21 protein-coding genes and 1 pseudogene are annotated in these 20,746 nt (G+C 68.1%); 14 read left to right on the top strand and 8 right to left on the bottom strand.

Annotation, left to right across the window (positions count from 1 at the left end; all coding sequences use genetic code 11):
- Positions 1-17 precede the first annotated feature (17 nt).
- Positions 18-770, top strand: coding sequence for an XAC0095 family protein (locus ACTHJF_RS07460; protein ID WP_440266567.1), 753 nt, complete (start codon positions 18-20; stop codon positions 768-770).
- A gap of 103 nt (positions 771-873) precedes the next feature.
- Here the strand turns inward: ACTHJF_RS07460 and ACTHJF_RS07465 are convergent, their stop codons facing one another.
- Together ACTHJF_RS07465 and ACTHJF_RS07470 are read right to left on the bottom strand one after the other, a co-directional pair.
- Complete coding sequence (locus ACTHJF_RS07465; protein ID WP_440266568.1) at positions 874-1,170, bottom strand: type II toxin-antitoxin system RelE/ParE family toxin; 297 nt, start codon at positions 1,168-1,170, stop codon at positions 874-876.
- Positions 1,170-1,454, bottom strand: coding sequence for a ribbon-helix-helix protein, CopG family (locus tag ACTHJF_RS07470; RefSeq protein WP_440266569.1), 285 nt, complete (start codon positions 1,452-1,454; stop codon positions 1,170-1,172). The genes ACTHJF_RS07465 and ACTHJF_RS07470 overlap by 1 nt, the downstream gene beginning before the upstream one ends.
- A gap of 164 nt (positions 1,455-1,618) precedes the next feature.
- On the opposite strand from ACTHJF_RS07470, the gene ACTHJF_RS07475 reads away from it, so the two are divergent.
- Entirely contained in the window at positions 1,619-2,413 is a 795-nt protein-coding gene (locus tag ACTHJF_RS07475) for a methyltransferase domain-containing protein (RefSeq protein ID WP_440266570.1), read from the top strand.
- 138 nt (positions 2,414-2,551) lie between these two features.
- On the top strand, positions 2,552-3,493 hold the full coding sequence (locus tag ACTHJF_RS07480; RefSeq protein ID WP_440266571.1) for a peptidylprolyl isomerase: 942 nt from the start codon (positions 2,552-2,554) through the stop codon (positions 3,491-3,493).
- A gap of 944 nt (positions 3,494-4,437) precedes the next feature.
- Here the strand turns inward: ACTHJF_RS07480 and ACTHJF_RS07485 are convergent.
- The 3 genes from ACTHJF_RS07485 to ACTHJF_RS07495 form a co-directional block, all read right to left on the bottom strand.
- Positions 4,438-6,000, bottom strand: a complete 1,563-nt coding sequence (locus tag ACTHJF_RS07485) for a methyl-accepting chemotaxis protein (protein WP_440266572.1) — start codon at positions 5,998-6,000, stop codon at positions 4,438-4,440.
- Positions 6,001-6,162: 162 nt separating this feature from the next.
- Positions 6,163-8,064 carry an ABC transporter ATP-binding protein gene (locus tag ACTHJF_RS07490; RefSeq protein WP_440266573.1) on the bottom strand — a complete coding sequence of 634 codons (1,902 nt, stop codon included), beginning with the start codon at positions 8,062-8,064 and terminating at the stop codon, positions 6,163-6,165.
- Between the two features lie 141 nt (positions 8,065-8,205).
- Positions 8,206-8,502 carry a hypothetical protein gene (locus tag ACTHJF_RS07495; RefSeq protein ID WP_440266574.1) on the bottom strand — a complete coding sequence of 99 codons (297 nt, stop codon included), beginning with the start codon at positions 8,500-8,502 and terminating at the stop codon, positions 8,206-8,208.
- On the opposite strand from ACTHJF_RS07495, the gene ACTHJF_RS07500 reads away from it, so the two are divergent.
- From ACTHJF_RS07500 to ACTHJF_RS07515, 4 genes are all read left to right on the top strand, one after another.
- Complete coding sequence (locus tag ACTHJF_RS07500; protein ID WP_440266575.1) at positions 8,491-8,949, top strand: PadR family transcriptional regulator; 459 nt, start codon at positions 8,491-8,493, stop codon at positions 8,947-8,949. The two genes, ACTHJF_RS07495 and ACTHJF_RS07500, sit on opposite strands and share 12 nt — an antisense overlap.
- Before the next feature lie 10 nt (positions 8,950-8,959).
- Entirely contained in the window at positions 8,960-9,736 is a 777-nt protein-coding gene (locus ACTHJF_RS07505) for a siderophore-interacting protein (protein WP_440266576.1), read from the top strand.
- A gap of 141 nt (positions 9,737-9,877) precedes the next feature.
- A complete protein-coding gene (locus tag ACTHJF_RS07510; RefSeq protein ID WP_440266577.1) occupies positions 9,878-12,040 on the top strand; it encodes an AsmA family protein in 2,163 nt (720 codons plus the stop codon).
- A 50-nt stretch (positions 12,041-12,090) separates the two neighbouring features.
- Positions 12,091-13,020, top strand: a complete 930-nt coding sequence (locus ACTHJF_RS07515) for a DMT family transporter (protein ID WP_440266578.1) — start codon at positions 12,091-12,093, stop codon at positions 13,018-13,020.
- 301 nt (positions 13,021-13,321) lie between these two features.
- Here ACTHJF_RS07515 and ACTHJF_RS07520 read toward each other — a convergent pair whose 3' ends face one another.
- Positions 13,322-14,224, bottom strand: coding sequence for a LysR family transcriptional regulator (locus tag ACTHJF_RS07520; RefSeq protein WP_440266579.1), 903 nt, complete (start codon positions 14,222-14,224; stop codon positions 13,322-13,324).
- Positions 14,225-14,336: 112 nt separating this feature from the next.
- Between ACTHJF_RS07520 and ACTHJF_RS07525 the strand changes: the two genes are divergently transcribed.
- Positions 14,337-14,978, top strand: coding sequence for an NAD(P)-dependent oxidoreductase (locus ACTHJF_RS07525; protein ID WP_440266580.1), 642 nt, complete (start codon positions 14,337-14,339; stop codon positions 14,976-14,978).
- 7 nt (positions 14,979-14,985) lie between these two features.
- On the opposite strand, the gene ACTHJF_RS07530 is transcribed toward ACTHJF_RS07525, so the two are convergent.
- Positions 14,986-15,606, bottom strand: a complete 621-nt coding sequence (locus ACTHJF_RS07530; RefSeq protein WP_440266581.1) for a CGNR zinc finger domain-containing protein — start codon at positions 15,604-15,606, stop codon at positions 14,986-14,988.
- Positions 15,607-15,761: 155 nt separating this feature from the next.
- Here ACTHJF_RS07530 and ACTHJF_RS07535 point away from each other — a divergent pair, with 155 nt between their 5' ends.
- From ACTHJF_RS07535 to ACTHJF_RS07560, 6 genes and pseudogenes are all read left to right on the top strand, one after another.
- Complete coding sequence (locus ACTHJF_RS07535; protein ID WP_440266582.1) at positions 15,762-16,058, top strand: hypothetical protein; 297 nt, start codon at positions 15,762-15,764, stop codon at positions 16,056-16,058.
- Between the two features lie 36 nt (positions 16,059-16,094).
- Positions 16,095-16,703 (top strand): TMEM175 family protein, encoded by a 609-nt coding sequence (locus tag ACTHJF_RS07540; RefSeq protein WP_431633852.1) that lies wholly within the window; start codon positions 16,095-16,097, stop codon positions 16,701-16,703.
- Positions 16,703-17,597 (top strand): annotated as a pseudogene (locus ACTHJF_RS07545) (alpha/beta fold hydrolase). Before ACTHJF_RS07540 ends, ACTHJF_RS07545 begins: the two are co-directional and overlap by 1 nt.
- Before the next feature lie 69 nt (positions 17,598-17,666).
- Positions 17,667-18,605, top strand: coding sequence for a 23S rRNA (adenine(2030)-N(6))-methyltransferase RlmJ (locus ACTHJF_RS07550; protein WP_440266583.1), 939 nt, complete (start codon positions 17,667-17,669; stop codon positions 18,603-18,605).
- A gap of 96 nt (positions 18,606-18,701) precedes the next feature.
- Positions 18,702-19,205, top strand: coding sequence for a Slp family lipoprotein (locus ACTHJF_RS07555; RefSeq protein ID WP_440266584.1), 504 nt, complete (start codon positions 18,702-18,704; stop codon positions 19,203-19,205).
- Positions 19,206-19,276: 71 nt separating this feature from the next.
- The gene (locus tag ACTHJF_RS07560; RefSeq protein ID WP_440266585.1) at positions 19,277-20,185 is read left to right on the top strand and encodes a cation diffusion facilitator family transporter; all 909 of its coding nucleotides are present in this window, start codon (positions 19,277-19,279) and stop codon (positions 20,183-20,185) included.
- A 9-nt stretch (positions 20,186-20,194) separates the two neighbouring features.
- On the opposite strand, the gene ACTHJF_RS07565 is transcribed toward ACTHJF_RS07560, so the two are convergent.
- On the bottom strand, positions 20,195-20,587 hold the full coding sequence (locus tag ACTHJF_RS07565; RefSeq protein ID WP_440266586.1) for a VOC family protein: 393 nt from the start codon (positions 20,585-20,587) through the stop codon (positions 20,195-20,197).
- Positions 20,588-20,746: the final 159 nt, after the last annotated feature.

A 20,746-nucleotide genomic window follows, 5' to 3' on the forward strand; every position in this document is an offset into this window, starting at 1 on the left:
GGAACGAGGAGGCAAGCATGTCGACCATCGATTCGGAAGATCGGTATGTCACCGGCTATTTCCTGCCGGAGGACACCCAGCTACGGCTGAAGCAGCTGCGCGAGTACGTGGGATTCCTCACCAACCTGGCCCGACCTCGGCGGCCGGACGAAGACAGCGAGTGCTACAACGAGATTCGCCCGGGCGAGGTGGCGATCTGCTTTGAGTTGATCGAGGAGCAGATTGGGTTGGTGCTGGACGAACTCTCCTGGCCGGGGGAACGTGGCGAACCGGCGGAGGCCGCCGAGGCGGCCGCGGATACGGAGACCGAAACGGAAGCGGCGGACCCGGATGGGCCGCCTCGCGCGAGCGAAGCGGATGCCGCGAAGCCGGAACCTGCGGAGGTGGACGACGCCGAGGCGGACGAAACGGAAGCGGCGGAGGTGAAAGCCGATGGCGCAGCGGCGAGGTACGTCTATGGCCTCACGATGGACCAGATCGACGAGATCAACCGGTTGCTCGAAAAGGTACGCGCCTACGGCGATGTGGTGATCGCCAGCGACGGTGCCGAGTTTGCCTCCTGCACGCTGTCGCTCATTGGGGATTCCATCTTCCACGACGCGATAAGGCTGCGCGAGATCCTCTGGGAGGTGGGTGCGCAGCACCTGGACCCGGCGCGAGGCCCGCGAACCGGCGTACGCGAGGAGCACGCCACTTATCTCGCGCTACCCACGCGTTTGCCCATGAGCAGCGGAGCGCACGTAGTACCCGAGCACCCGACTTACCAGTAGCTGGATAGACGGCCGAAGGCGGCAGGTTCACTTGCTCGTGTGAGTGAACCTGCCGTGTTGGTCGTACGGCACCCGCGTGGCGCGGGTATCGGCCGAGTTCTGCTCAGGGCCTCGCATATCCCGCTTCGCGCTGCTCCCGCACCGCCAGCACGAAGACCGTATCCAGTACTGCCACGTAGCGGTACAGCGCGACATAGCCGTGCGCTCCGCGGCCAATCACCAACTCGCGCTTGTTGTTGCCGCTGGGGTGGCCAATCAATGGATTGGAATGCAACACATCGATCGCGTCGATGATGCCGTGCACGCGGGCGGCAGCATCGCGCGCCTCATACAACAGTAGATGGTCGACGATGTGCGCCAAGTCGTCGCGGACCTCGGGCGCCAGTTCGATGCGAGCCACTACCGGGCCAGCTTGCGAGCCACGGGCCGACGCGCGGCCTTGCCGGCGAGGCGATCCTCCAGATAGCCACGCATCTGGTCCCACGGCACCGTCTTTCCGGACTCGACGATGCGCGCGTAACGCTGCTCCGCCTCAGTGTCGAAGTCGGCACGGCGTTCTTCCAAGCTCGCCTTTTCGGCGATCGCCTCAAGGATGAAATTGTGCGCCGTGGTGCCTGCGCGCTTAGCGGCTTCGGCGATGCGTGCTTTCAACTCCTCCGGCAATCGGATAGTGGTGGTACTCATGGGAGGTTCCAGGCTGAGCGACGGTCACAGTGTAGCACCCATGTGCTACATACGGATATTGATGGCAGCACCCCCGCGCGGAACGGGCACTCGCCCGCCCCGACGCCGGTAGCATGTAGCTCTCACCTACGCCGACGTCACTGCACGCAAGGAAGAACGCCGCCATGGCCGACCACGACTACCTGCTCGACAACCGGAACACACAGGCGGCACGACGCTTCGACGCCTTGTCGGCGCTGTTCGATCCGGTCTCGCTTCGCCAGTTCGCCGCCTGCGGCCTGGCCGAGGGGTGGCGCTGCTGGGAAGTGGGTGCGGGAGGCCCCGCGTTGGCGCGCATGATGGCGGAGCAGGTGGGAGATACCGGCCATGTGTTGGCCACCGACATCGACGACTCGTGGGCGAAAGCAGCGACCTCCAGGAACATCAGCGTGCGTCGGCACGACGTCGTCCACGACGCGCCGCCCGATGACCGGTTCGACCTGATCCACGCCCGGCTTGTGCTGGTGCACCTTCCGGAACGGGAGCGGGCGCTCGGTCATATGGTGTCCGCCCTCAAGCCCGGCGGTTGGCTGGTGGTGGAAGACGCCGACCCCGCGTTGCAGCCGCTGAGCTGCATCGACGAGTCCGGCCCCGAGCAGGCGTTGGCCAACAAGATCCGGCAGGGTTTCAGGGCGCTGCTGGCCAAACGTGGCGCCGACATCGCCTTCGGGCGAAAACTGCCGCGCATGTTCCGCCAGGCCGGCCTGGCGGATATCGCCGCCGAGGCCTATTTCCCGATCGCTTTGCCGCCCTGCCAGCCGCTGGAAATGGCGACCATTGCCATGATCCGCGACGAGTTGCTGAGCCACGGCATCGCGACCGCGGAAGAAATCGGACAGCACCTGGAAAACGTGCGCGCGGGAAAGCTGGATCTCTCGCAACCGCCAATGATTTCCGTGCGCGGGCGAAAGCCGCTGTAATCACCGCGGCCGATCGACTGACCGACGGAGGCTCGTGCACGTCCGCGTGCGCATGTCAGGTGCCCTGAAGGAGGCGTCCCACCCGGTTCCACCTCTGCTAACGTCCGGCTTCGCCGCCACTACATGCCCAGAGATGCCATGACTCGCCTCCGCCCGACTGCCCTCGCCTTCGCCGCCTGCCTGCTCGCCTCGCTGCCCGCGCTGGCCGACCAGGCCAAGCCGAAGCCCTCGCTGACGCCCAAGGACATCCTCGCCGCGTCGAAGCCGGCGGAGTGGCGCAAGCCCGATCCGCAGAATCTGCTGGTGATGACGTTGGCCGGGGGACATCGGGTGCTGATCGAGCTGGCGCCAGATTTTTCGCCGCTGCACGCGGCGAACATCCGCACGATGGCGCATGAGCATTACTTCGACGGGCTGGCGGTGATCCGTGTGCAGGACAACTTCGTCACGCAGTGGGGCGACCCCAATGACGACGACAACGCGGACCGCTCGAAGATGAAGCCGCTGGGCACCGCGAAGAAGACGCTGCCGCCGGAGTTCACCCGCACGCTTGATCCGAAGCTGGAGTTCACCCGCCTGCCGGACGGCGATGTGTACGCGCCGCAGGTGGGCTTCTCCGAGGGTTTCCCGGTGGCGCGCGACCCGGCCAGCAAAGAGGAGTGGATTACCCACTGCTACGGCACCGTGGGCGTGGCGCGTGACGTGGCGCCGAACACCGGCAGCGGCAGTTCGCTGTACGCAATCATCGGCCAGGCGCCGCGCGGGCTGGACCGCAACCTGGCGGTGGCAGGGCGGGTGATCGAGGGTATGGAGTATCTCTCCGGTCTGCCCCGTGGCACCGGGCCGCTGGGTTTCTACGAGAAGCCGCAGCAGCGCACGGCGATTGTCTCGGTGGCGCTGGCCGCGGATCTGCCTGCGGCGCAACGGCCGGCTGTAGAAGTGCTGCGTACGGACAGCCGGAGCTTTGCCGCGCTGATCGAGGCCAAGCGCAACCGTGTCGATGCGTTCTATACGCGGCCAGCCGGGAAGATCGATCTGTGCAGCATCAGCGTGCCGACACGGGCAGTGGCGGGGAAGTGAGGCGGCGGCAGGTCGAACAAGGTTGTTGATTCGCTGCAACGGAGTGGATCGAAGTGAGCTGGCGCTTTTGGTCCCTTGCGTGAGGGGGAGTGCCGGCCCTCGACTTGATCGGTGGACGGGTGAGAGGAGATGCGCTTAGTGCGGCTTCGCTTGATGGTCTGAGGCGAGCACCCGGCCCCCTCACCCCGACCCTCTCCCCCCGCCGGGGGGGAGAGGGAGAAGTGGCGCGGCTTCGCTTGATGCATCGGGGAAGAGGCGCTTTGCTTGACCCCTCTTTGCCGCACGTGGTGCTACGGAATCCGCGACAGGCGAAACCGACCATCCTCGAAGCACGCACCCGCTGCGCTCCCTCTCCCCTGCTTGCGGGGGAGAGGGCTGGGGTGAGGGGGACGCACGTAGCGCGTTGCCTGGTTGCCGATTTAAGGCGAGCACCCACCCCCCTCACCCCGACCCTCTCCCCCCGGTGGGAGGAGAGGGAGCAAGGCGCGGCTTCGCTTGATGCGCCGTGCTGCGGGTGGCATTACGGAACCAGCAATAGGGCCGATAGCCCATTGTCGAAGCGGGCTCCCGCACTGCTCCCTCTCCCCTGCTTGCGGGGGAGAGGGAGAAAGGCGCGGCTTCGCTTGATGCGCCGTGCTGCGGGTGGCATTACGGAGCCAGCAATAGGGCCGATAGCCCATTGTCGAAGCGAGCTCCCGCACTGCTCCCTCTCCCCTGCTTGCGGGGGAGAGGGCTGGGGTGAGGGGGATGCGCGAAGTGCGCTGCTTGGTTGCAGTCCTGAGGCGAGCACCCAGCCCCCTCACCCCGACCCTCTCCCCCCCCGGTGGGAGGAGAGGGAGAAAGGCGCGGCTTCGCTTGATGCATCGGGGGAGAGGGAGAAGAGCAAAGCTTCGCCTGAGGCCCCAAGTGAGCGGGCAGCCCGACAGCAATGGAGCACGCGGCTACTACAGCGCGCGCACCACCTGATCGGCGGTGCGGAACACCGACACCGCCTGGCGCATGCGTTCGGCCTGCTCCTGCAGGCTGCGCGCGGCGGCTTCGGATTCTTCGACGAGGGCGGCGTTGCTCTGGGTGGCTTCGTCCATCTGGCTGACGGCTGCGCCCACTTCCTGGATGCCTTTGCTCTGCTCTTCGCTGGCGGCGGCGATCTCGCTCATCAGGCCGGCGGAGCGCTGGATGGCGTCGGCGATGCGGCGGGTGGTGTCGCCGGTGCGATCGACCAGCGCGGCGCCGGTATCGACAGTGGCGACGGCCGCGCCGATCAGTTCCTTGATCTCGCGCGCGGCGGTGGCGGCGCGCTGGGCCAGGCCGCGCACTTCGGTGGCGACCACGGCGAAGCCCTTGCCATGTTCGCCTGCGCGGGCCGCTTCCACGGCGGCGTTGAGCGCGAGGATGTTGGTCTGGAAGGCGATGCCGTCGATCATGCCGGCGATGTCTTCGATGCGCTGCGAGCTGGCCTTGATGTCGCCCATGGTGGTGACCACCTGCGCCACCAGTTCGCCGCCTTGCTTCGCCAGCTTGGCGGCGGAAGACACCAGCGCGTCGGCCTCGCGTGCGTGGTCGGCGTTCTGGCGCACGGTGGCGGTGAGTTCTTCCATCGCCGCGGCGGTTTCTTCCAGCGAGGCGGCCTGATCCTGCGTGCGGTGCGAGAGGTCGGCGGTGCCGGCGGCGATCTGGCCGGTGGCGCCGTGGATGCTGTCGCTGGATTGGCGCACGTTGGTCACTACGTCGGCGAGGCCGACGCTGATGCCGTTGATGGCCTGCAGCAGCTGGCCGATGTCGTCGCGCCGGTCCACCGGCACCTGGGCACTGAGATCGCCGGCGGCGATCTTGCCGGCGGCGCTGCGGCATTCGCTCATCGGGCCGCTGATGTTGCGCCGGACCAATGCCCACACCAGCGCCGGCACCGCTACGCACGCCAGCAGCGCCATGCCCGCCACGGCGCGCGTGTGCTCGCCCGGCAGCAGGTGCCACAAGGCGAGCCAGATCGCCGCGTTGCCGGCGGCGGTAGCCAGCGCGAGGCGCCACGGCATGCCCAGGCTGCGCATGTGGCTCACGTCCAGGCCCACGTAGCGCGCGCCGATCACCTGCCCGCGCGCATCGAGCACCGGGTCGTAGCGGGTCATGAACTGGGTGCCGAAGATCGTGGCGTAACCGGTGAACGACTGCTTCGCCTGCAGCTTTACCCACGCCGGGTGCGAGCGGTCCAGCAGCGTGCCAACCGCGCGGCCGCCGTCCTTCTTCTTCACCGAGGTGGTGATGCGCACGAAGTCGTCGCCGCTGCGCACGAACACCGTGGCGGTGGCGCCGCGTTCGGCGGTAAAGGCGTCCGGGCGGGAGAAGTCCAGGTTCAGCGCCTGCCCGCCGCTGAGCAGCAGCGGCGTGTCGCGACCGCCGATGGCGACCACCTTGCCCGGCTCCAGCGCGAAGGCACCGGGGAACCGGCCGGCGAACTCCGTCGCCAGCGATTCGATGCGGGTTTTCAGCGGTACCAGCCACACGCGCATGAGACGCCCCTGTCCTGCTGCGACGATGCGCCGGCCCCATGGCGCGGCGCTACCCCGGTTGTCGATAGGCGTCGGAAACCGGATGTTGTCCCCGGATGTCGGTCGCTGGCGGCAAAACTTTACGAATGGCGGCCGTGCCGGCGCCTCCCGGCCGACCGCCGATCAGCGGTAGCCGGCCGCCTGCAGCTCGAACAGTTCGGCGTAGTGGCCGCCGGCGGCGAGCAGTTCCTCGTGGGTGCCGACCTCCTCGATGGCGCCGTGCTGCAGCACGATGATGCGGTCGGCCATGCGCACGGTGGAGAAGCGGTGCGAGATGATCACCGCGGTCTTGCCGTGCGAGAGCTCCTTGAAGCGCTGGAACACCTCGTACTCCGAGCGCGCGTCGAGCGCGGCGGTGGGTTCGTCCAGCACCAGCAGCGGCGCGTCGCGCATGTAGGCGCGGGCGATGGCGATCTTCTGCCACTCGCCGCCGGAGAGATCCACGCCGCCCTTGAACAGTTTGCCGAGCATCTGCGCGTAGCCCTTGGGTAGCCGCGCGATCACCTGGTCAGCGAGGCTGCGATGGGCGGCATCGGCGATGCGCGGCTCGTCGCCACGGGCCTCGATGCGGCCCACGGCGATGTTGTCCGCGGCGTTGAAGTAGTAGCGCACGAAGTCCTGGAAGATCACGCCGATGTTGAGGCGCAGGTCTTCCAGGTCGTATTCGGTGAGCGGGTGGCCGTCGAGCAGGATGCGGCCCTCGTCCGGGTCGTACAGGCGCGAGAGCAGTTTCACCAGCGTGGTCTTGCCGGCACCGTTCTCGCCCACCAGCGCCAGCACTTCGCCGGCGCGCAGGGTGAAGTTCAGATGCCGCACCGCCCAGCGCTCGGCGTCGGGATAGCGAAAGCCCACGTCTTCGAACACGAAGCCCTCGCGCAGTGGCCGCGGGAACGGGCGCGGGTTCGGTGGCGAGAGGATCTCCGGCTGGATGCGAAAGAACGAGAACAGGTCGTCCAGGTACAGCGCCTGCCCGGCTACCTGCGAGAAGCCGGTGAGCAGGGTTTCCAAGAGCGTGCGCAGGCGGCGGAACGAGGTGGAAAGAAACGTGAGGTCGCCGATGGAGAACTGCCCGGTGACCGTGCGCCAGGCGATGAACGCGTAGGCGGCGTAGTAACCGAGCGTGCCCAGCGTGGTGAACAGCCCGCCCCAGCCGGCACGGCGTAGCGCGATGCGGCGGTTGGCGCGGTACATGTCCTGAGACAGCACGCGGTAGCGGTCGATCAGGAACGGGTTGAGGCCGAAGCTCTTCACCTCTTTCGCGTTTGAGGCGCTGGCACCGACCATGCGCAGGTAATCCAGCTCGCGCCGCTCCGGCGTCCACTGGTAGTTCACAGCGTAGCTCTGCGCGTTGAAGTGGAACTCGCCCAGGAACGCCGGTACCAGCGCCACCGCCAGCAGCACGATCAGCCACGGCGCGTACACCGCCAGACCCACCGCGAAGCTCAGCAAGGTGATCACGTCCTGCGCCTGCTGCAGCAGCTGCGAGAGCAGGCTGCCGCGCCCGGCCACCTGGCGGCGCGCGCGGTCGAGCTGGTCCTGCAGGTCGGCGTCTTCGAAGTCCTCCAGATCCAGCGAGGCGGCGTGTTCCATCAGGCGGATCGAAGTGGTGTTGGCGTAGAGCTCGCCGAGCAGCGAGTCGACCAGCGCCACCAGCCGGCCGAGCAGATCGGCCAGCACCGCCAGCGCCAACTCCAGCCCCAGCAGCAGCGCCAGATGCGCCAGCTCGCCGCCGTGCAGCCACGCGGCGATGTCGGCATGCGGCACGCCGACGCGCACCAGCCGCACCACCTCGTCGACGATCAGCTTGCCCACGTACAAGGTGACCACCGGCAACAGCGCGCGCAGCAGGCGCAGCGCCACGCTGGCGAGCGTGAGCGAGCGGCTGGTCTGCCAGATGCTGGCCAGGAACGGCGGCACGTTGCGCAGTGCGGCGAAGCGCTCGCGCAGGCTCTGCGGTGGGGGCGGCGGCGCGTGGCGGCGGCCGCCGGTAGCGGGGCTGGCACCTGGGGCGTGCGGAGGTGGCATCGGCGGTCCTTGGCGAGCGTCCGGTGGCAGCTTGCCACGGCGCGAACAGTAGGGAGTGACGTTGACGCATGCCCGCGAGCGGACGATCACGGCGATCGCGGGGCTTGTCTTCCGATATTCTTGCGATATATCTTTTGCTCGTCAATCACGATATATCGGAGATACATCATGCGATTCCATCAGCGCTTCTTCGGTGGCGGGCACGCCGGGCACCACGGCCACCACTGCGACGATCGCAGCGAGCGCTTCGCGATGTGGCGCGAACGCTTCTTCGACCATCACGCTCACCACCATCACCGGCACCACGACGCCCTTGAAGCAGGCCGCCACGGCTGGCGCGGCGGTCCGTTCGGCGGCGACCGCGGCGATGCGCTGGGCGATATGGGTGGCCTGCGCGGCGGCGGGCGTCGGGGTGGTGGCGGCCGCATGTTCGGCCACGGCGACCTGCGCCTGCTGCTGCTGGCGCTGATCGAGCAGCAGCCGCGACATGGCTACGAGCTGATCCGCATCATCGAGGAGATGTTCAACGGCCAGTACTCGCCCAGCCCGGGGGCGATCTACCCCACCCTCACCATGCTGGAGGAGATCGGCCACGCCGCGGTGCAGCCGGAAGCCGGCGGGCGCAAGAGCTACGCGATCACCGACGAGGGCCGCGCCTTTGTCGAGGAGAACCGCGAGGCGGTGGAAGCGGTGATGGAGCAGACCCGCCACAGCGCGCGCATGGCCGCGCGCGCCGCGATGCCGGAGAACGTGCACAAGGCGATGCACGCGCTCAAGCACGCGCTGCTGATGCGCGGCACCGACTGGAGCAAGGCCGAAGGCCAGCGCGTGGCGAAGATCCTGGCACGCGCCGCCAGCGAGATCGCCAGTGGCAACGAGGCGTAACGTCACGCGCATGCCCATGAATACCCATCTCTCGCTACGTCACCCGCTGGTGTTCCGCCAGCTCGAGGTCCGGCGCGTCGAGACGCTGACGCCGCACATGCGGCGCATCGTCTTCGGCGGCGCGGCGCTGCACGATTTCGTCAGCGCCGCGCCGGACGATCACGTGAAGCTGTTCTTCCCCAATGCCCATGGCGAGATCGTGCGCCCGACGATCGGCCCGAACGGGCCGCTGTATGAGGCGGGCGTGGCGTATTCGCCGATGCGCGACTACACGCCCCGCCACTACGACGCACAAGCCCAGGAGCTGACCATCGACTTCGTGCTGCACGGCGATGGCCCGGCCGCCCGCTGGACGGCGCAGGCAAGGCCGGGCCAGGCGATCGGCGCCGGCGGCCCGCGCGGCTCGCTGGTGATCGCCGATGACTTCGACACCTACGCGATGTTCGGCGACGAGACCGCCCTGCCCGCGATCGGCCGCTGGTTGGAGGAACTGCCCGCCGGCAAGCGCGCCGAGGTGTTCGTGGAGATTCCCGGGCACGCCGATCGCCAGCCGTTGGCTTCGGCGGCCAAGTTTCACCTCACCTGGCTGGAGCGCGATGGCGCCGACGCCGCCAGCAGCACCGGCCTGGAGCAGGCGCTGGCCGCGTGGCAGCCACCCGCGGGTGACACCTTCCACTGGATCGCCGCCGAATCCGAGCGCGCCCGGCGCCTGCGCCAGATGCTCGCCGAGCGTGGCGTGACGAAGGACTGCATCAAGGCCACCGGCTACTGGAAGGCCGCTGCGTAACGGCGCCGCGGCGCTTTGGCGATGAATCGCCGCTGAGGCCGTGCACGGCGCGAGCACGAAATCTTTTCGTGCCAACCGCTATCCCGTAGCTGTCGTTCCGCCCGATGCGGGCCGCGGCATCCACGCAACGGGAGGCATCGGATGAAACGCAGAGGCAAGGTCATCGCATGGATCGTCGGCACGCTGGTGGCGCTGCTGGCCGTGCTGGTGCTGGTGGTGGCGCTGTTCGACTGGAACCGCCTCAAGCCGTTCATCGACGACAAGGTCAGCCAGGCGATCGGACGGCCGTTCACCATCCACGGCGACCTCAGCCTGGCCTGGCATCGTGAACGCAGCGAATCGGGCTGGCGCAGTTGGCTGCCGTGGCCGGAATTCACCGCGCGCGACATCACCATCGGCAACCCGGCGTGGGCCAAGAAGCCGCAGTTCGCCCAACTCGATGCGCTGCGCTTCCGGCTCTCGCCGCTGCCGCTGCTGGCCCACCGCATCAAGGTGCCCTCGCTGCAACTGGTGCAGCCATCGATCGATCTGGAGCGCGACGGCAAGGGCCGTGACAACTGGACGTTCACGCTGCCGCACAGCGAGACGCCGTCGAGCTGGTCGCTGCAGCTGGGCGAAGTGGGTTTCGACCAGGGCCGCATCGGCCTGGACGACGCCGCTACCCGTACCGACTTGAAGATTGTCGTGGAGCCGCTGCAGCAGGCGATTCCCTACGAGCAGATCGTGGCCGAGAACGACAAGGCCGCCCAGGCGCAGGCCCGGGACACCGTGGGCGCCGCCGCCAGCAAGGCGGTCGCCCGGGCTGCGGCGACCAAGGACGAAGGCGAGCAGAAGCCGGATGAGGCAGCGCGCGGTACGCGCTACCAGTTCCGCTGGACCGCCAGCGGCCATTACCAGGGCGCGGTGGCCAAGGGCACCGGCCGCATCGGCGCGGTGCTGGCCCTGCAGAGCAGCAGCCGGCCGTTTCCGGTGCAGGCGCGCGTGCAGGTAGGCGACACCCACATCGGCCTGGCCGGCACGCTGACCGATCCGCTGCACCTGGGTGCGCTCGATCTGCACCTGTGGTTTGCCGGCACCAGCATGGCCAAGCTCTACCCGCTGCTCGGCGTGACCCTGCCCGATACCCGCCCCTACGCCACCCGCGGCCGCCTGAGCGCCACGCTCGGTGACCACGGCAACCAGTTCCGCTACCGGCATTTCCGCGGCCGGGTGGGCTCGAGCGATCTGTCCGGCGATCTCGCTTTCGCCACCGGCGGCGCGCGTCCCAAGCTCACCGGCGATATGCAATCGCAGACGCTGGAGTTCAGCGACCTGGCCCCGCTGATTGGCGCCGACGACAACAGCGAGAAGAAGCAGCGCGGTGACGGCACACCGCAGCCGGCCGGCAAGGCGCTGCCGGTGGAGCAGTTCCGCACCGACCGCTGGCAGGCGATGGATGCCGACGTGACGTTCGCGGCCAAGCACATCGAGCACGTCAAGGCGCTGCCGATCAATTCGCTGTCCACGCACCTGGTGATGGACGCCGGCAAGCTCACCCTCGATCCGCTCGCGTTCGGCCTGGCCGGCGGCAAAGTCGATGGCCGCCTGGTGCTCGACGGCAGCCACTCGCCGATGCCTGGCCAGGTACGGCTCGATGCGCGCCACATCAAACTCAAGGCGCTGTTCCCCGAGTTCGATGCGATGCGCACCAGCCTGGGCGAGATCAACGGTCGCGCCGATCTCGACGCCAGGGGCAATTCCGTCGCCGCGCTGCTGGGCAGTGCCGACGGCGAACTCAAGCTGCTGATGAACGATGGCGCGGTGAGCAAGAACCTGCTGGAGACCGCCGGACTCAACGTCGGCAACATCATCCTCGGAAAGCTGTTCGGCGACCGCACGGTGGAGATCAACTGCGCCGCCACCGACCTGAAGGCCACCGACGGCCTGTTCCGCACGCAGCTGTTCGTGTTCGATACCAAGGACGCGGTGATCAATGTCGACGGCACGGTCAATATGAGCGACGAAAAGCTCGACCTGGACGTGAAGCCGCAGACCAAGGGCCTGCGCATCCTGTCGCTGCGCTCGCCGCTGTACGTGCGCGGCACGCTGAAGGATCCGGACGTGGGCGTGCAGGCCGGCCCGCTGGCGTTGCGTGCCGGTGGCGCGGTGGCGCTGGGCACCGTCGCCGCCCCCGCGGCCGCGTTGCTGGCGCTGATCTCGCCCAACCACGACCAACCGGAAAACACCTGCCAGGTGGTGCTGCAGCAGCTGCGCAGCGCGGGCAAGTTGAAGGTGAGCGAGCCGGCCAGGCAGCGCGCGAAATAAGCCCCGGCGCACCACTAGAATGGCGCACCTTCCCCGCGCCCTCGTGACCCATGCAGCCCGTCAGCAAGGCCCGCCTGCAGATCCACTTCTGTGTCCTGCTGTGGGGCTTCACCGCCATTCTCGGCAAGCTGATCTCGCTGCCGGCGTTGCCGCTGGTGTGGTGGCGCATGCTGATGGTGGCCGGCTCGCTGCTGCTGGTGCCCCGGGTGTGGCGCGGACTGCGTGCGATGCCGGCCCGGTTGCGCTGGGCGTATGCGGGTATCGGCGTGCTGGTGTCGCTGCACTGGCTCACCTTCTACGGCGCGATCAAGCTGTCCAACGCTTCGGTGGGCGCCACCTGCATTGCCCTGGGGCCGGTGTTTCTCTCCTTCATCGAGCCGTGGATCGCGCGGCGGCGGTTCGACCCGCGCGAGCTCATCATCGCCGCAGCGGTGGTGCCGGGCGTGGCGATGGTGGTGGGCGGTGTGCCGCACGGCATGCGCATGGGCATTGCGGTGGGTGCGCTGTCGGCGCTGTTCGTGGCGCTGTTCGGGGCGTTCAACAAGCGGCTGGTGGACCACGGCGATCCGCTTACCGTCACCTGCCTGGAACTGGGCACCGGCACGCTGTTCCTTACCCTGCTCGGCCCGCTGCTGCCGCACGCCGGCAGCGCCTTCGCGGTGCCGGGACTGCACGACACGCTGTTGCTGCTGGCGCTGAGCTTCGGCTGCACGCTGCTGCCCTTCGCGCTGGCGCTGGTGGCGCTGCGCCACCTGAGTGCGTTCGGCGTGCAGATGGTGACCAACCTGGAGCCGGTCTATTCGATCGTGCTGGCGATCGTGTTGCTGGGCGAGCAGCGCGAGCTGCACGCGTGGTTCTACGTGGGCGTGGCGGTGATCATCGGCGCGGTTTTCATCCATCCGCTGCTGCACCGCGACGCGCGCGAACCGGCCCAGCCGGAGCTGCTGGGCACGGCGGAGAGTCATAACGTGGTGGAGTGAGTGCTCGAGTGCGGTGTAGCCGTCGATTCGTAGACATCGGATCTGGCATGAAGAGCGAGGCCCGCACGCCCACCTCGACGTCATTCCCGCGAACGCGGGAGGCGCCTTTTCAACGGCGAATGCCGGTCATCCATCTTCAGCTTTTGTCGAAGGTCAAAGTGGATTCCCGCGTTCGCGGGAATGACGGCTGTGAGGGTGGATTTCTTTTTGTGGGTGTGACGGCTTCGAGGGGGATTTCCTTTTGTGGGAATAAGGGCATCGCGGCTCCAACGAGCAGCGGCTATGGATCTCCACCTCCCGCTCACCCCTCCGCCGCCTGCAGATGATCGATGAAGGCGCGCACCTTGGCCGGCGCGCGCGGCCCTGGGTAGACCGCATGGATGCCGCCCTCGGGGAGTCGCAAGCTGGCGAGCAAGGCGACCAGCCGGCCCGAGCGCAGGTCGTCCTCCACCAGATAGTCCGGCAGCACGGCGATGCCGACGCCCGCCAGCACCAGGCCGCGCACTGCGGCGGCGCTGTTCGCTTGGGCCACCGGTCGCAGACGCACCGTCTGGCGACGGCCTCCGCGGCCGGTGAAGGTCCAGCGCAAGGGCTGCGATAGCGCGGACATCGCGATCGCAGCACGACCGGCAAGCTCGTCCACCCGGCGCGGCGTGCCGTGCTCGTGCAGGTGCGCTGGCGCCGCCACCAGCAACTGGCGAAAGCCGCCCAGCCGCGTCGCACGCAGGTTGGAATCGCGCAGCCAGCCGCCGCGGATGGCGAGGTCGAAGCGCTCGGCGATGACGTCGCTGACGTGATCGCTCAACACCAGGTCGACCTGCACCGCCGGGTAGCGGCGCATGAAGCTGGCCAACCGCGGCACCACCACCGCGTTGCCGTAGTCGAGCGAAGCGGTGAGCCGCAACGTGCCGCTGGGACGGTCGCGCGCCGTACCGACGCGCTCGATCGCCGCTTCCGCCTCGGCCAGCAGGCGCTCGCAGTCGACATGGAAGGTGGCGCCGGCCTCGGTCAGCGCCATGCGCCGCGTGCTGCGCACCAGCAGCGTCACGCCGAGCTCGCGCTCCAGCTTCGCCAGGTGCTGGCTGACCATTGCCTTGGTCATGCCCAAGGCGCTGGCGGCCGCGGTGAACGAGCCGGCGCGCACCAGTGCCGCGAACACCGCCAGCCGGTTGAGATTGACCTGGTCTGCCCGATCGCCGCGCATCGCCCACCTCCATCACTGTCAATTTCAACTTTACAGTGAATTGCACCGAATGCCGTTTATCGCCACCAATGCGAAGCGCATGCTGCGCGCTGCCTACCACCGGAGAGAACCCATGAAACTCGTATTGTTCGGCGCCACCGGCCACATCGGCCAAAGCCTCCTGGATGAAGCGCTCGCGCGCGGCCACGAGGTGACAGCCGTGGTGCGCGATCCGTCGCGCCTGACGCAGCGGCACGACCGCCTCACCGTCGTCACCGGCGACGTGAGTCGCCCTGCCAGCTGGACCGACGCGGCCCGCGGGAACGATGCTGCCATCGCCAGCCTCTCGGCCCGACGCGAACAGGACGCCAGCCGCGTGCCCGGTTACGCCCGCACTCTGCTGGAGCATCTGAGCGACGCCGGCATCACGCGGCTGGCCTGGGTCGGCGGCGCCGGCTCGCTCGAGGTCGCGCCCGGACGGCGCGTCATCGATGCCCCCGACTTTCCCGCCGCCTGGCGCCCGGAAGCCGAGGCACAAGGCGAAGCGCTGGAGGTGTTCCGCGCTTACCGCGGGCCGTTGGAGTGGACGTACGTGAGTCCGGCGGCGCTGCTCGAACCGGGCGAACGCACCGGCGCGTATCGCGTCGGCGGCGAACAGCTGCTGGTGGACGCGAGCGGCCACAGCCGCATTTCCATGGCCGATTACGCCGTCGCCCTGCTGGACCGGCTGGAACGGCGCGACGCCGCCAACCGGCGCATCACCGTCGCCTATTGATCCGACCTCACCGGCGCTCGCGCGCCCGCTGGCGGTGCGCCGCCTGCTTCGCGCGGTTGCCGCACAGCTCCATGCTGCACCAGCGGCGATTGCGCGCCCGGGTGTGATCGGCGAACAGCAAAGTGCAGTTCGGGCCTTCGCAGGCCTTGACGGAGGCGAAGTCTTCGCCGGTCAGCAAGCGCGCCAGCGTGCCGCCGATCGGCAGCAGCAGCGACTCCGGCGACTTCCACCGGCGCACGGTCTGCAGCGACAGACCGTGCGCCGCTTCCGTGGCGGGACCGACCACTTCATGGAGTTCGTCGCGCTCCAGCAGCCGGTTCAACGGCGCCAGTTCCGCAAGCGCCTCGGCGGTCAGCGGCCGCCCCTTGTGCGCCCGCACGAAGCCGCGAAACCACTCGCGCAGATCGCGTGCCTGCGCGGCGACGCGATCCAGTTCGCCCGGCATCGCCTCGTTACGGAAACGCTCGAGCACCTCGTGCGGCACCAGTGCGGCTTGCCCAAGCCAGTTAAGCAGGCCTTCGCCATCGGCAAGCCAGTCCAGCGGCGTGTCCACCGGCGTGGCGACGGAATTGAGGAAATCCAGGCCGGGGGCATCGGCCACAAAGAGCGCAGGAATCGACAAGGTCACGGGTCACCTCCATGGCCGCAACGGTAACCATCAAAAAGGATGTTGACAAGTTACGAATGGCGGGAATAACCTCCAAAACAAGATTTATCAAGTTACGAACGCGACGCTGCGTTGGTCATTGGCTGATCCGTAACAAGCCGGATGGAGGGCAAATCATGATGACGAACGTGAGTACCGCCGCATGGATGCACAGAGCCTGGGCCGATGGCTCGAGCTGGAAAGAGGTTGCCCGTCAAGCCCGCCAAAACGGCATAAAGACGGTTACTTCATCGATATCCTTCACAGCCTACGCCGACGACGTGGCCGCCCTGGAGCGGGTCGATGACCCGGCGGTGCCGGCTGGCCGCGCCTACCCCGGCGCCATCGCCGGCGGCTCGCGCAGTGACCGGGTGAAGGCGTTGGTCCACGCCGCGGCACTGGCGCCGGACGAGCGCGACGCCCTCGCCCACTGAACTAGCCGCCGTAGCCATCGCACGGGGAACGCCGCCATGCATACGACACCCGAATCTGCAGGCACCGAACGCGTCGGCGCGTTCTCGGACGCTGTCGTCGCCGTGATCATCACGCTGATGGTGCTGGAACTGAGAGCACCGGAAAGCGCCTCGCTGAGCGCACTCGGCTCGCTGTGGCCGACGGCGGTGAGCTATGCGGCGAGTTACCTGTTCATCGCCATCGTGTGGGTCAACCACCATCACCTGCTGCGGCTCGTTCGCCGCACCACGCCGCGATTGATCTGGGTGAACTTCGCGCACCTGTTCGCGGTGTCACTGGTGCCCTTCTCCACCGCCTGGATCGCACGCACCGAACTGGCGGCCGTGCCGGTGGCGTTCTATGCCGGCGTGTTCGTCTGCGTGAACCTCGCCTACCGGCTGTTCGAGCGCGACGTCTTTGCGCAGGCCGACGAACCGCAACTGTGCGAACGCGCCCGGCGCATGGCTCGGCGCCGCTCGGCTGGCACGCTGCTGGCCTTCGCTGCCGCGACCGCGATCGCCCTGTGGTCGCCCGTCGCCGGATTCCTCCTCGTCTGTACCGCGCTGGTCCTCTATCTGCGGCCGGAAGCCCCCGGCAGCGCCTTTCGCACGGCCAGCACCGATTGATGCGCCACCGCGCACCCCACCACCAGGAGAACTGCCATGTCCACCACCATCCATTACCGCTCTGCCGACGTCGACGGCTTCAACGTGTTCTATCGCGAAGCCGGCCGCCCGGGCGCACCGAAACTGCTGCTGTTGCACGGCTTCCCGAGCTCCAGCCACATGTTCCGCGACTTGATTCCGTTGCTGGCCGACCGTTTCCACATTGTCGCGCCGGACCTGCCAGGCTTTGGCCAGTCGGCGATGCCGCCACGCGATGCGTTCACCTACACCTTCGACCATCTGGCGCAGGTGATCGACCGGTTCACCGAGGTGGTCGGCTTCGATCGCTTTGTGGTCTACGTCTTCGACTACGGCGCTCCGGTCGGCTTGCGCATTGCGATGAAGCATCCGGAGCGCATCGCCGGCATCGTGTCGCAGAACGGCAACGCCTACGTCGAGGGACTCAGCGAAGGCTGGAACCCGATCCAGACGTACTGGAGCGACCCCTCACAGAAAAACCGCGATGCGCTGCGCGCCTTCCTGGCGCCGGAAGCCACCCGCTGGCAGTACGTACACGGCGTGCCCGACGAATCGCAGATATCGCCCGATGGCATTGCGCTGGACAACCACTACCTCGCCCGGCCGGGGTCGGACGAAATACAGCTGGACCTGTTTGGCGACTACCAGAGCAACGTGGCGCTGTACCCCGCGTTCCAGGCGTACTTCCGCGCCCACCGACCGCGCTTCCTGGCGATCTGGGGCAAGCACGATCCGTTCTTCCTGCCGCCGGGTGCCGAGGCGTTCAAGCGCGACCTGCCCGATGCCGACGTGCGCTTCCTCGACACCGGGCATTTCGCCCTGGAAACGCATGCGGGCGAGATCGCTACGGCGATCGGGGACGTCTTCGGCCGCTGAGCGAGTCCGCTGCCGAGATGGGAGGAAGGCCGCCACTTATACTGGGGCCTTCCTCGCCGGTCGCACCCCATGAATTACCGCCACGCCTTCCACGCCGGCAACTTCGCCGATGTTCTCAAGCACACCGTGCTGCTGGCGCTGATCGAGGCGCTCAAGGCCAAGCCCACGCCGTTTGCCTACATCGACACGCACGCCGGCAGCGGCTGCTACGCGCTGGACGGCCGCGAGGCGGGCAAGACCGGCGAGTACAAAGACGGCATCCACCGCCTGCTGTTTCCCGACATGGGCGCCACCGATGCGGCTTCCGCTTCGTTGCCGCCGCTGCTGCGCCGCTGGCTCGACGGCATCCTCGCCCCGCCCGGCAACGAGGACGGCCTGAAGCTCTATCCCGGCTCGCCGCTGCAGGCGGCCCGCGCGCTGCGCGACGGCGACAGCGCGCAGCTGTGCGAGCTGCATCCGGAAGAAGCTTCGCGCCTGCGCGAACTGTTCCAGCGCGACGCGCGCGTGCACGTGCATCACCGCAACGGCTACGAGGCGCTGAAGGGGCTGGTGCCGCCGAAGGAGAAGCGCGGTCTGGTGCTGATCGATCCACCATACGAGGCTCAGGAGGCCGAGTACCGGCTGATCGAGCAGGCGCTGAAGGGGGCGATCGAGCGCTGGCCCACCGGCGTCTATGCGGTGTGGTACCCGATCAAGCTGCGCAGCCAGGTGCAGCCGTTCCTGCGCGGCCTGCAGCACGGCATCGCGCGACGCGTGCTGCGCGCCGAACTGCTGGTGCATCCGGACGATTCACCGCTGCGCCTCAACGGCTCGGGCATGGTGGTGCTCAACGCACCGTGGAATCTCGACCAGACCCTGCGCGAGCCGCTGCGCGCGATGGCGCGATTGCTCGGTCAGGGTGAGCCGGCCGAATGGAAGCTGGACTGGCTGGCCAACGACAGCGCCGAGGCGCCCACCCCGCCCCCGCCTTCGCGCCGCCCGGCGCCACGTTCAGCGCGGCCGCGCTAAGCTGGCGACCTCGATTCGGCGGGGCGTATCCCGCCCGCGTTCGGCGTCCATCGCGATTGCGCCATGCTGTCTTGCCGTCTGCCCAGGAGCCTTGCCATGCGTCGCCTTCTTCGCCCTCTGCTTGCCTCCACCGCGCTGCTGGCGCTGGCCGCCTGCGCGCCGGCGCCGATCTACAAGGTGGCGCCCAATGCCGTGGCCGCCGTGCCGTTCGAAGTGGCGCGCGCGCCGGAGCGCTATGCCAACGGCAGCGTGATCTGGGGTGGCCGCGTGGTCAGCGTGAACAACCTGGCCGACCGCAGCGAGATCGAGGTGCTGGCCTATCCGCTCGACTCCTCGCAGCGCCCGAAGGTGGGCGATACCGGCAACGGACGCTTCATCGCGGTCATGCACGGCTTCGTCGAGCCGATGGCCTACCCCAACGGCGCGTTGATCACGGTGACCGGCAAACTCAACGGCAGCCGCGCGGGCAAGGTCGGCGAGGCCGACTACGTGTTCCCGCTGGTCACTGTCGACCAGGCCCACGCATGGACGGCCGAGGAGATGCAGGCCGGGCGCAACAACGTCCACTTCGGCGTGGGTGTGGGCGTGGGCATCCACTGAGCCACCCGCCGGCGCAAGGATCTGCGCCGCCGCTACACTGCGTGGCCCCGATCCCGTGATGGAACACCCGCATGTCCGGCCATGCCAATTCGCTCAAGGCGATCTTCCTCGCGCTGGGCGCGAACTTCGCGATCTTCGTGTCCAAGCTGGTGGCCGCCCTGGTCACCGGCTCGGGCGCGATGCTGGCCGAGGCGGTGCACTCGCTGGCCGACTGCGGCAACCAGGGCCTGTTGCTGCTCGGCATGCGCCAGACGCAGCGACCCGCTTCGGATGAATTCCCGCTCGGCTGGGGCCGGGCGATGTACTTCTGGTCGTTCCTGGTCGCCATCCTGCTGTTCAGCGTGGGCGGCATGTTTTCCGTCTACGAGGGCGTGCACAAGCTCAGCCATCCCGAGCCGCTGAAGTGGCCGTGGCTGGCGCTGGGCGTGCTGGTGTTCGGCATCGTCGCCGAAGGCATCTCGATGCGCGGCTGCATGCAGGAAGTGAACAAGGCGCGCGGCAACCAGCCGCTGTGGACCTGGTTCCGCGAGACGCGCTCGAGCGAACTGCTGGTGATCTTCGGCGAGGATCTCGCCGCGCTGATCGGCCTGTGTCTCGCCGCCCTGGCCGTGGGCGCCACCATGCTCACCGGCAACCTGATGTTCGACGCGCTGGGCACGCTGGCGATCGGCGTGCTGCTGCTGGTGGTGGCGGTGCTGCTGGCGGTGGAGGTGAAGGCGCTGCTGATCGGCCAGGGCGTGGAGCCGCGCCGCCGCGCCGAGCTGCTCACCTTTCTCAAGAGCCGCCCGGAAGTGGCCGAGGTGCTCAACCTGATCACCCTGCAGATGGGCCCGGACGTGATGGTGGCGGTGAAGGCGAAGATGGAGCCGGCCAGCTCCGACCGCGGCCTGATCGATGCCATCAATGCGGTGGAGGCGGCGATGAAGGCCGAATTTACCGACATCCGCTGGAGCTTCTTCGAGCCCGACGTTACCGATTGAGCGGGCGGCTCAGCCTTTCGGCTGCAGCAGATCCCAGGGGTTGCCGTACAGGTCCTCGAACACCACCACCGTGGCGTACGGCTCCTCGCGCGGCGTCTCGCGGAAGGCGACGCCGGCGGCGAGCATGCGCCGGTAATCGCTCCAGAAATCGTCGGTGCGCAGGAACAGGAACACCCGCCCACCCGCCTGGCGACCGACGGCCGCCCGCTGCTCGTCGGTTGCCGCCTGCGCCAGCAGCAAACCGGTACCGTCGGAGCCCGGCGGCGCCATCACCACCCAGCGCTTGCCGCCACCGAGGGGCGTATCCTCGCGCAAGGTGAAGCCCAATCGCGTGGTGAACCAGGCGATCGCCTCGTCGTAGTCGTTCACCAGCACGGTGAGCTGGGCCAGTTGCTGGGACATCGCAGAGAACTCCTGTGGCGGGTTGCCGCATCGCGACATGATCGGAGCAGACCATCATGGCACGAACGTCCGGAAAGTCGCCTCCCGCCTGCTTCCGCGAGCGATACGGCCGGCCATACCAGTGCCGCGCACGTTCATGTTGCAGCGCACTAGATACGC

The organism is Dyella sp. (assembly GCF_051962475.1).
In the GTDB taxonomy this organism is placed as follows: domain Bacteria; phylum Pseudomonadota; class Gammaproteobacteria; order Xanthomonadales; family Rhodanobacteraceae; genus Dyella_A.

Coding starts and splice junctions, on each gene's coding strand:
- ACTHJF_RS07460 (WP_440266567.1), top strand. CDS start 18: ATGTCGACCATCGATTCGGAAGATCGGTATGTCACCGGCTATTTCCTG.
- ACTHJF_RS07470 (WP_440266569.1), bottom strand. CDS start 1,454: ATGAGTACCACCACTATCCGATTGCCGGAGGAGTTGAAAGCACGCATC.
- ACTHJF_RS07475 (WP_440266570.1), top strand. CDS start 1,619: ATGGCCGACCACGACTACCTGCTCGACAACCGGAACACACAGGCGGCA.
- ACTHJF_RS07480 (WP_440266571.1), top strand. CDS start 2,552: ATGACTCGCCTCCGCCCGACTGCCCTCGCCTTCGCCGCCTGCCTGCTC.
- ACTHJF_RS07485 (WP_440266572.1), bottom strand. CDS start 6,000: ATGCGCGTGTGGCTGGTACCGCTGAAAACCCGCATCGAATCGCTGGCG.
- ACTHJF_RS07490 (WP_440266573.1), bottom strand. CDS start 8,064: ATGCCACCTCCGCACGCCCCAGGTGCCAGCCCCGCTACCGGCGGCCGC.
- ACTHJF_RS07500 (WP_440266575.1), top strand. CDS start 8,491: ATGTTCGGCCACGGCGACCTGCGCCTGCTGCTGCTGGCGCTGATCGAG.
- ACTHJF_RS07505 (WP_440266576.1), top strand. CDS start 8,960: ATGCCCATGAATACCCATCTCTCGCTACGTCACCCGCTGGTGTTCCGC.
- ACTHJF_RS07510 (WP_440266577.1), top strand. CDS start 9,878: ATGAAACGCAGAGGCAAGGTCATCGCATGGATCGTCGGCACGCTGGTG.
- ACTHJF_RS07515 (WP_440266578.1), top strand. CDS start 12,091: ATGCAGCCCGTCAGCAAGGCCCGCCTGCAGATCCACTTCTGTGTCCTG.
- ACTHJF_RS07520 (WP_440266579.1), bottom strand. CDS start 14,224: ATGCGCGGCGATCGGGCAGACCAGGTCAATCTCAACCGGCTGGCGGTG.
- ACTHJF_RS07525 (WP_440266580.1), top strand. CDS start 14,337: ATGAAACTCGTATTGTTCGGCGCCACCGGCCACATCGGCCAAAGCCTC.
- ACTHJF_RS07535 (WP_440266582.1), top strand. CDS start 15,762: ATGATGACGAACGTGAGTACCGCCGCATGGATGCACAGAGCCTGGGCC.
- ACTHJF_RS07540 (WP_431633852.1), top strand. CDS start 16,095: ATGCATACGACACCCGAATCTGCAGGCACCGAACGCGTCGGCGCGTTC.
- ACTHJF_RS07550 (WP_440266583.1), top strand. CDS start 17,667: ATGAATTACCGCCACGCCTTCCACGCCGGCAACTTCGCCGATGTTCTC.
- ACTHJF_RS07555 (WP_440266584.1), top strand. CDS start 18,702: ATGCGTCGCCTTCTTCGCCCTCTGCTTGCCTCCACCGCGCTGCTGGCG.
- ACTHJF_RS07560 (WP_440266585.1), top strand. CDS start 19,277: ATGTCCGGCCATGCCAATTCGCTCAAGGCGATCTTCCTCGCGCTGGGC.
- ACTHJF_RS07565 (WP_440266586.1), bottom strand. CDS start 20,587: ATGTCCCAGCAACTGGCCCAGCTCACCGTGCTGGTGAACGACTACGAC.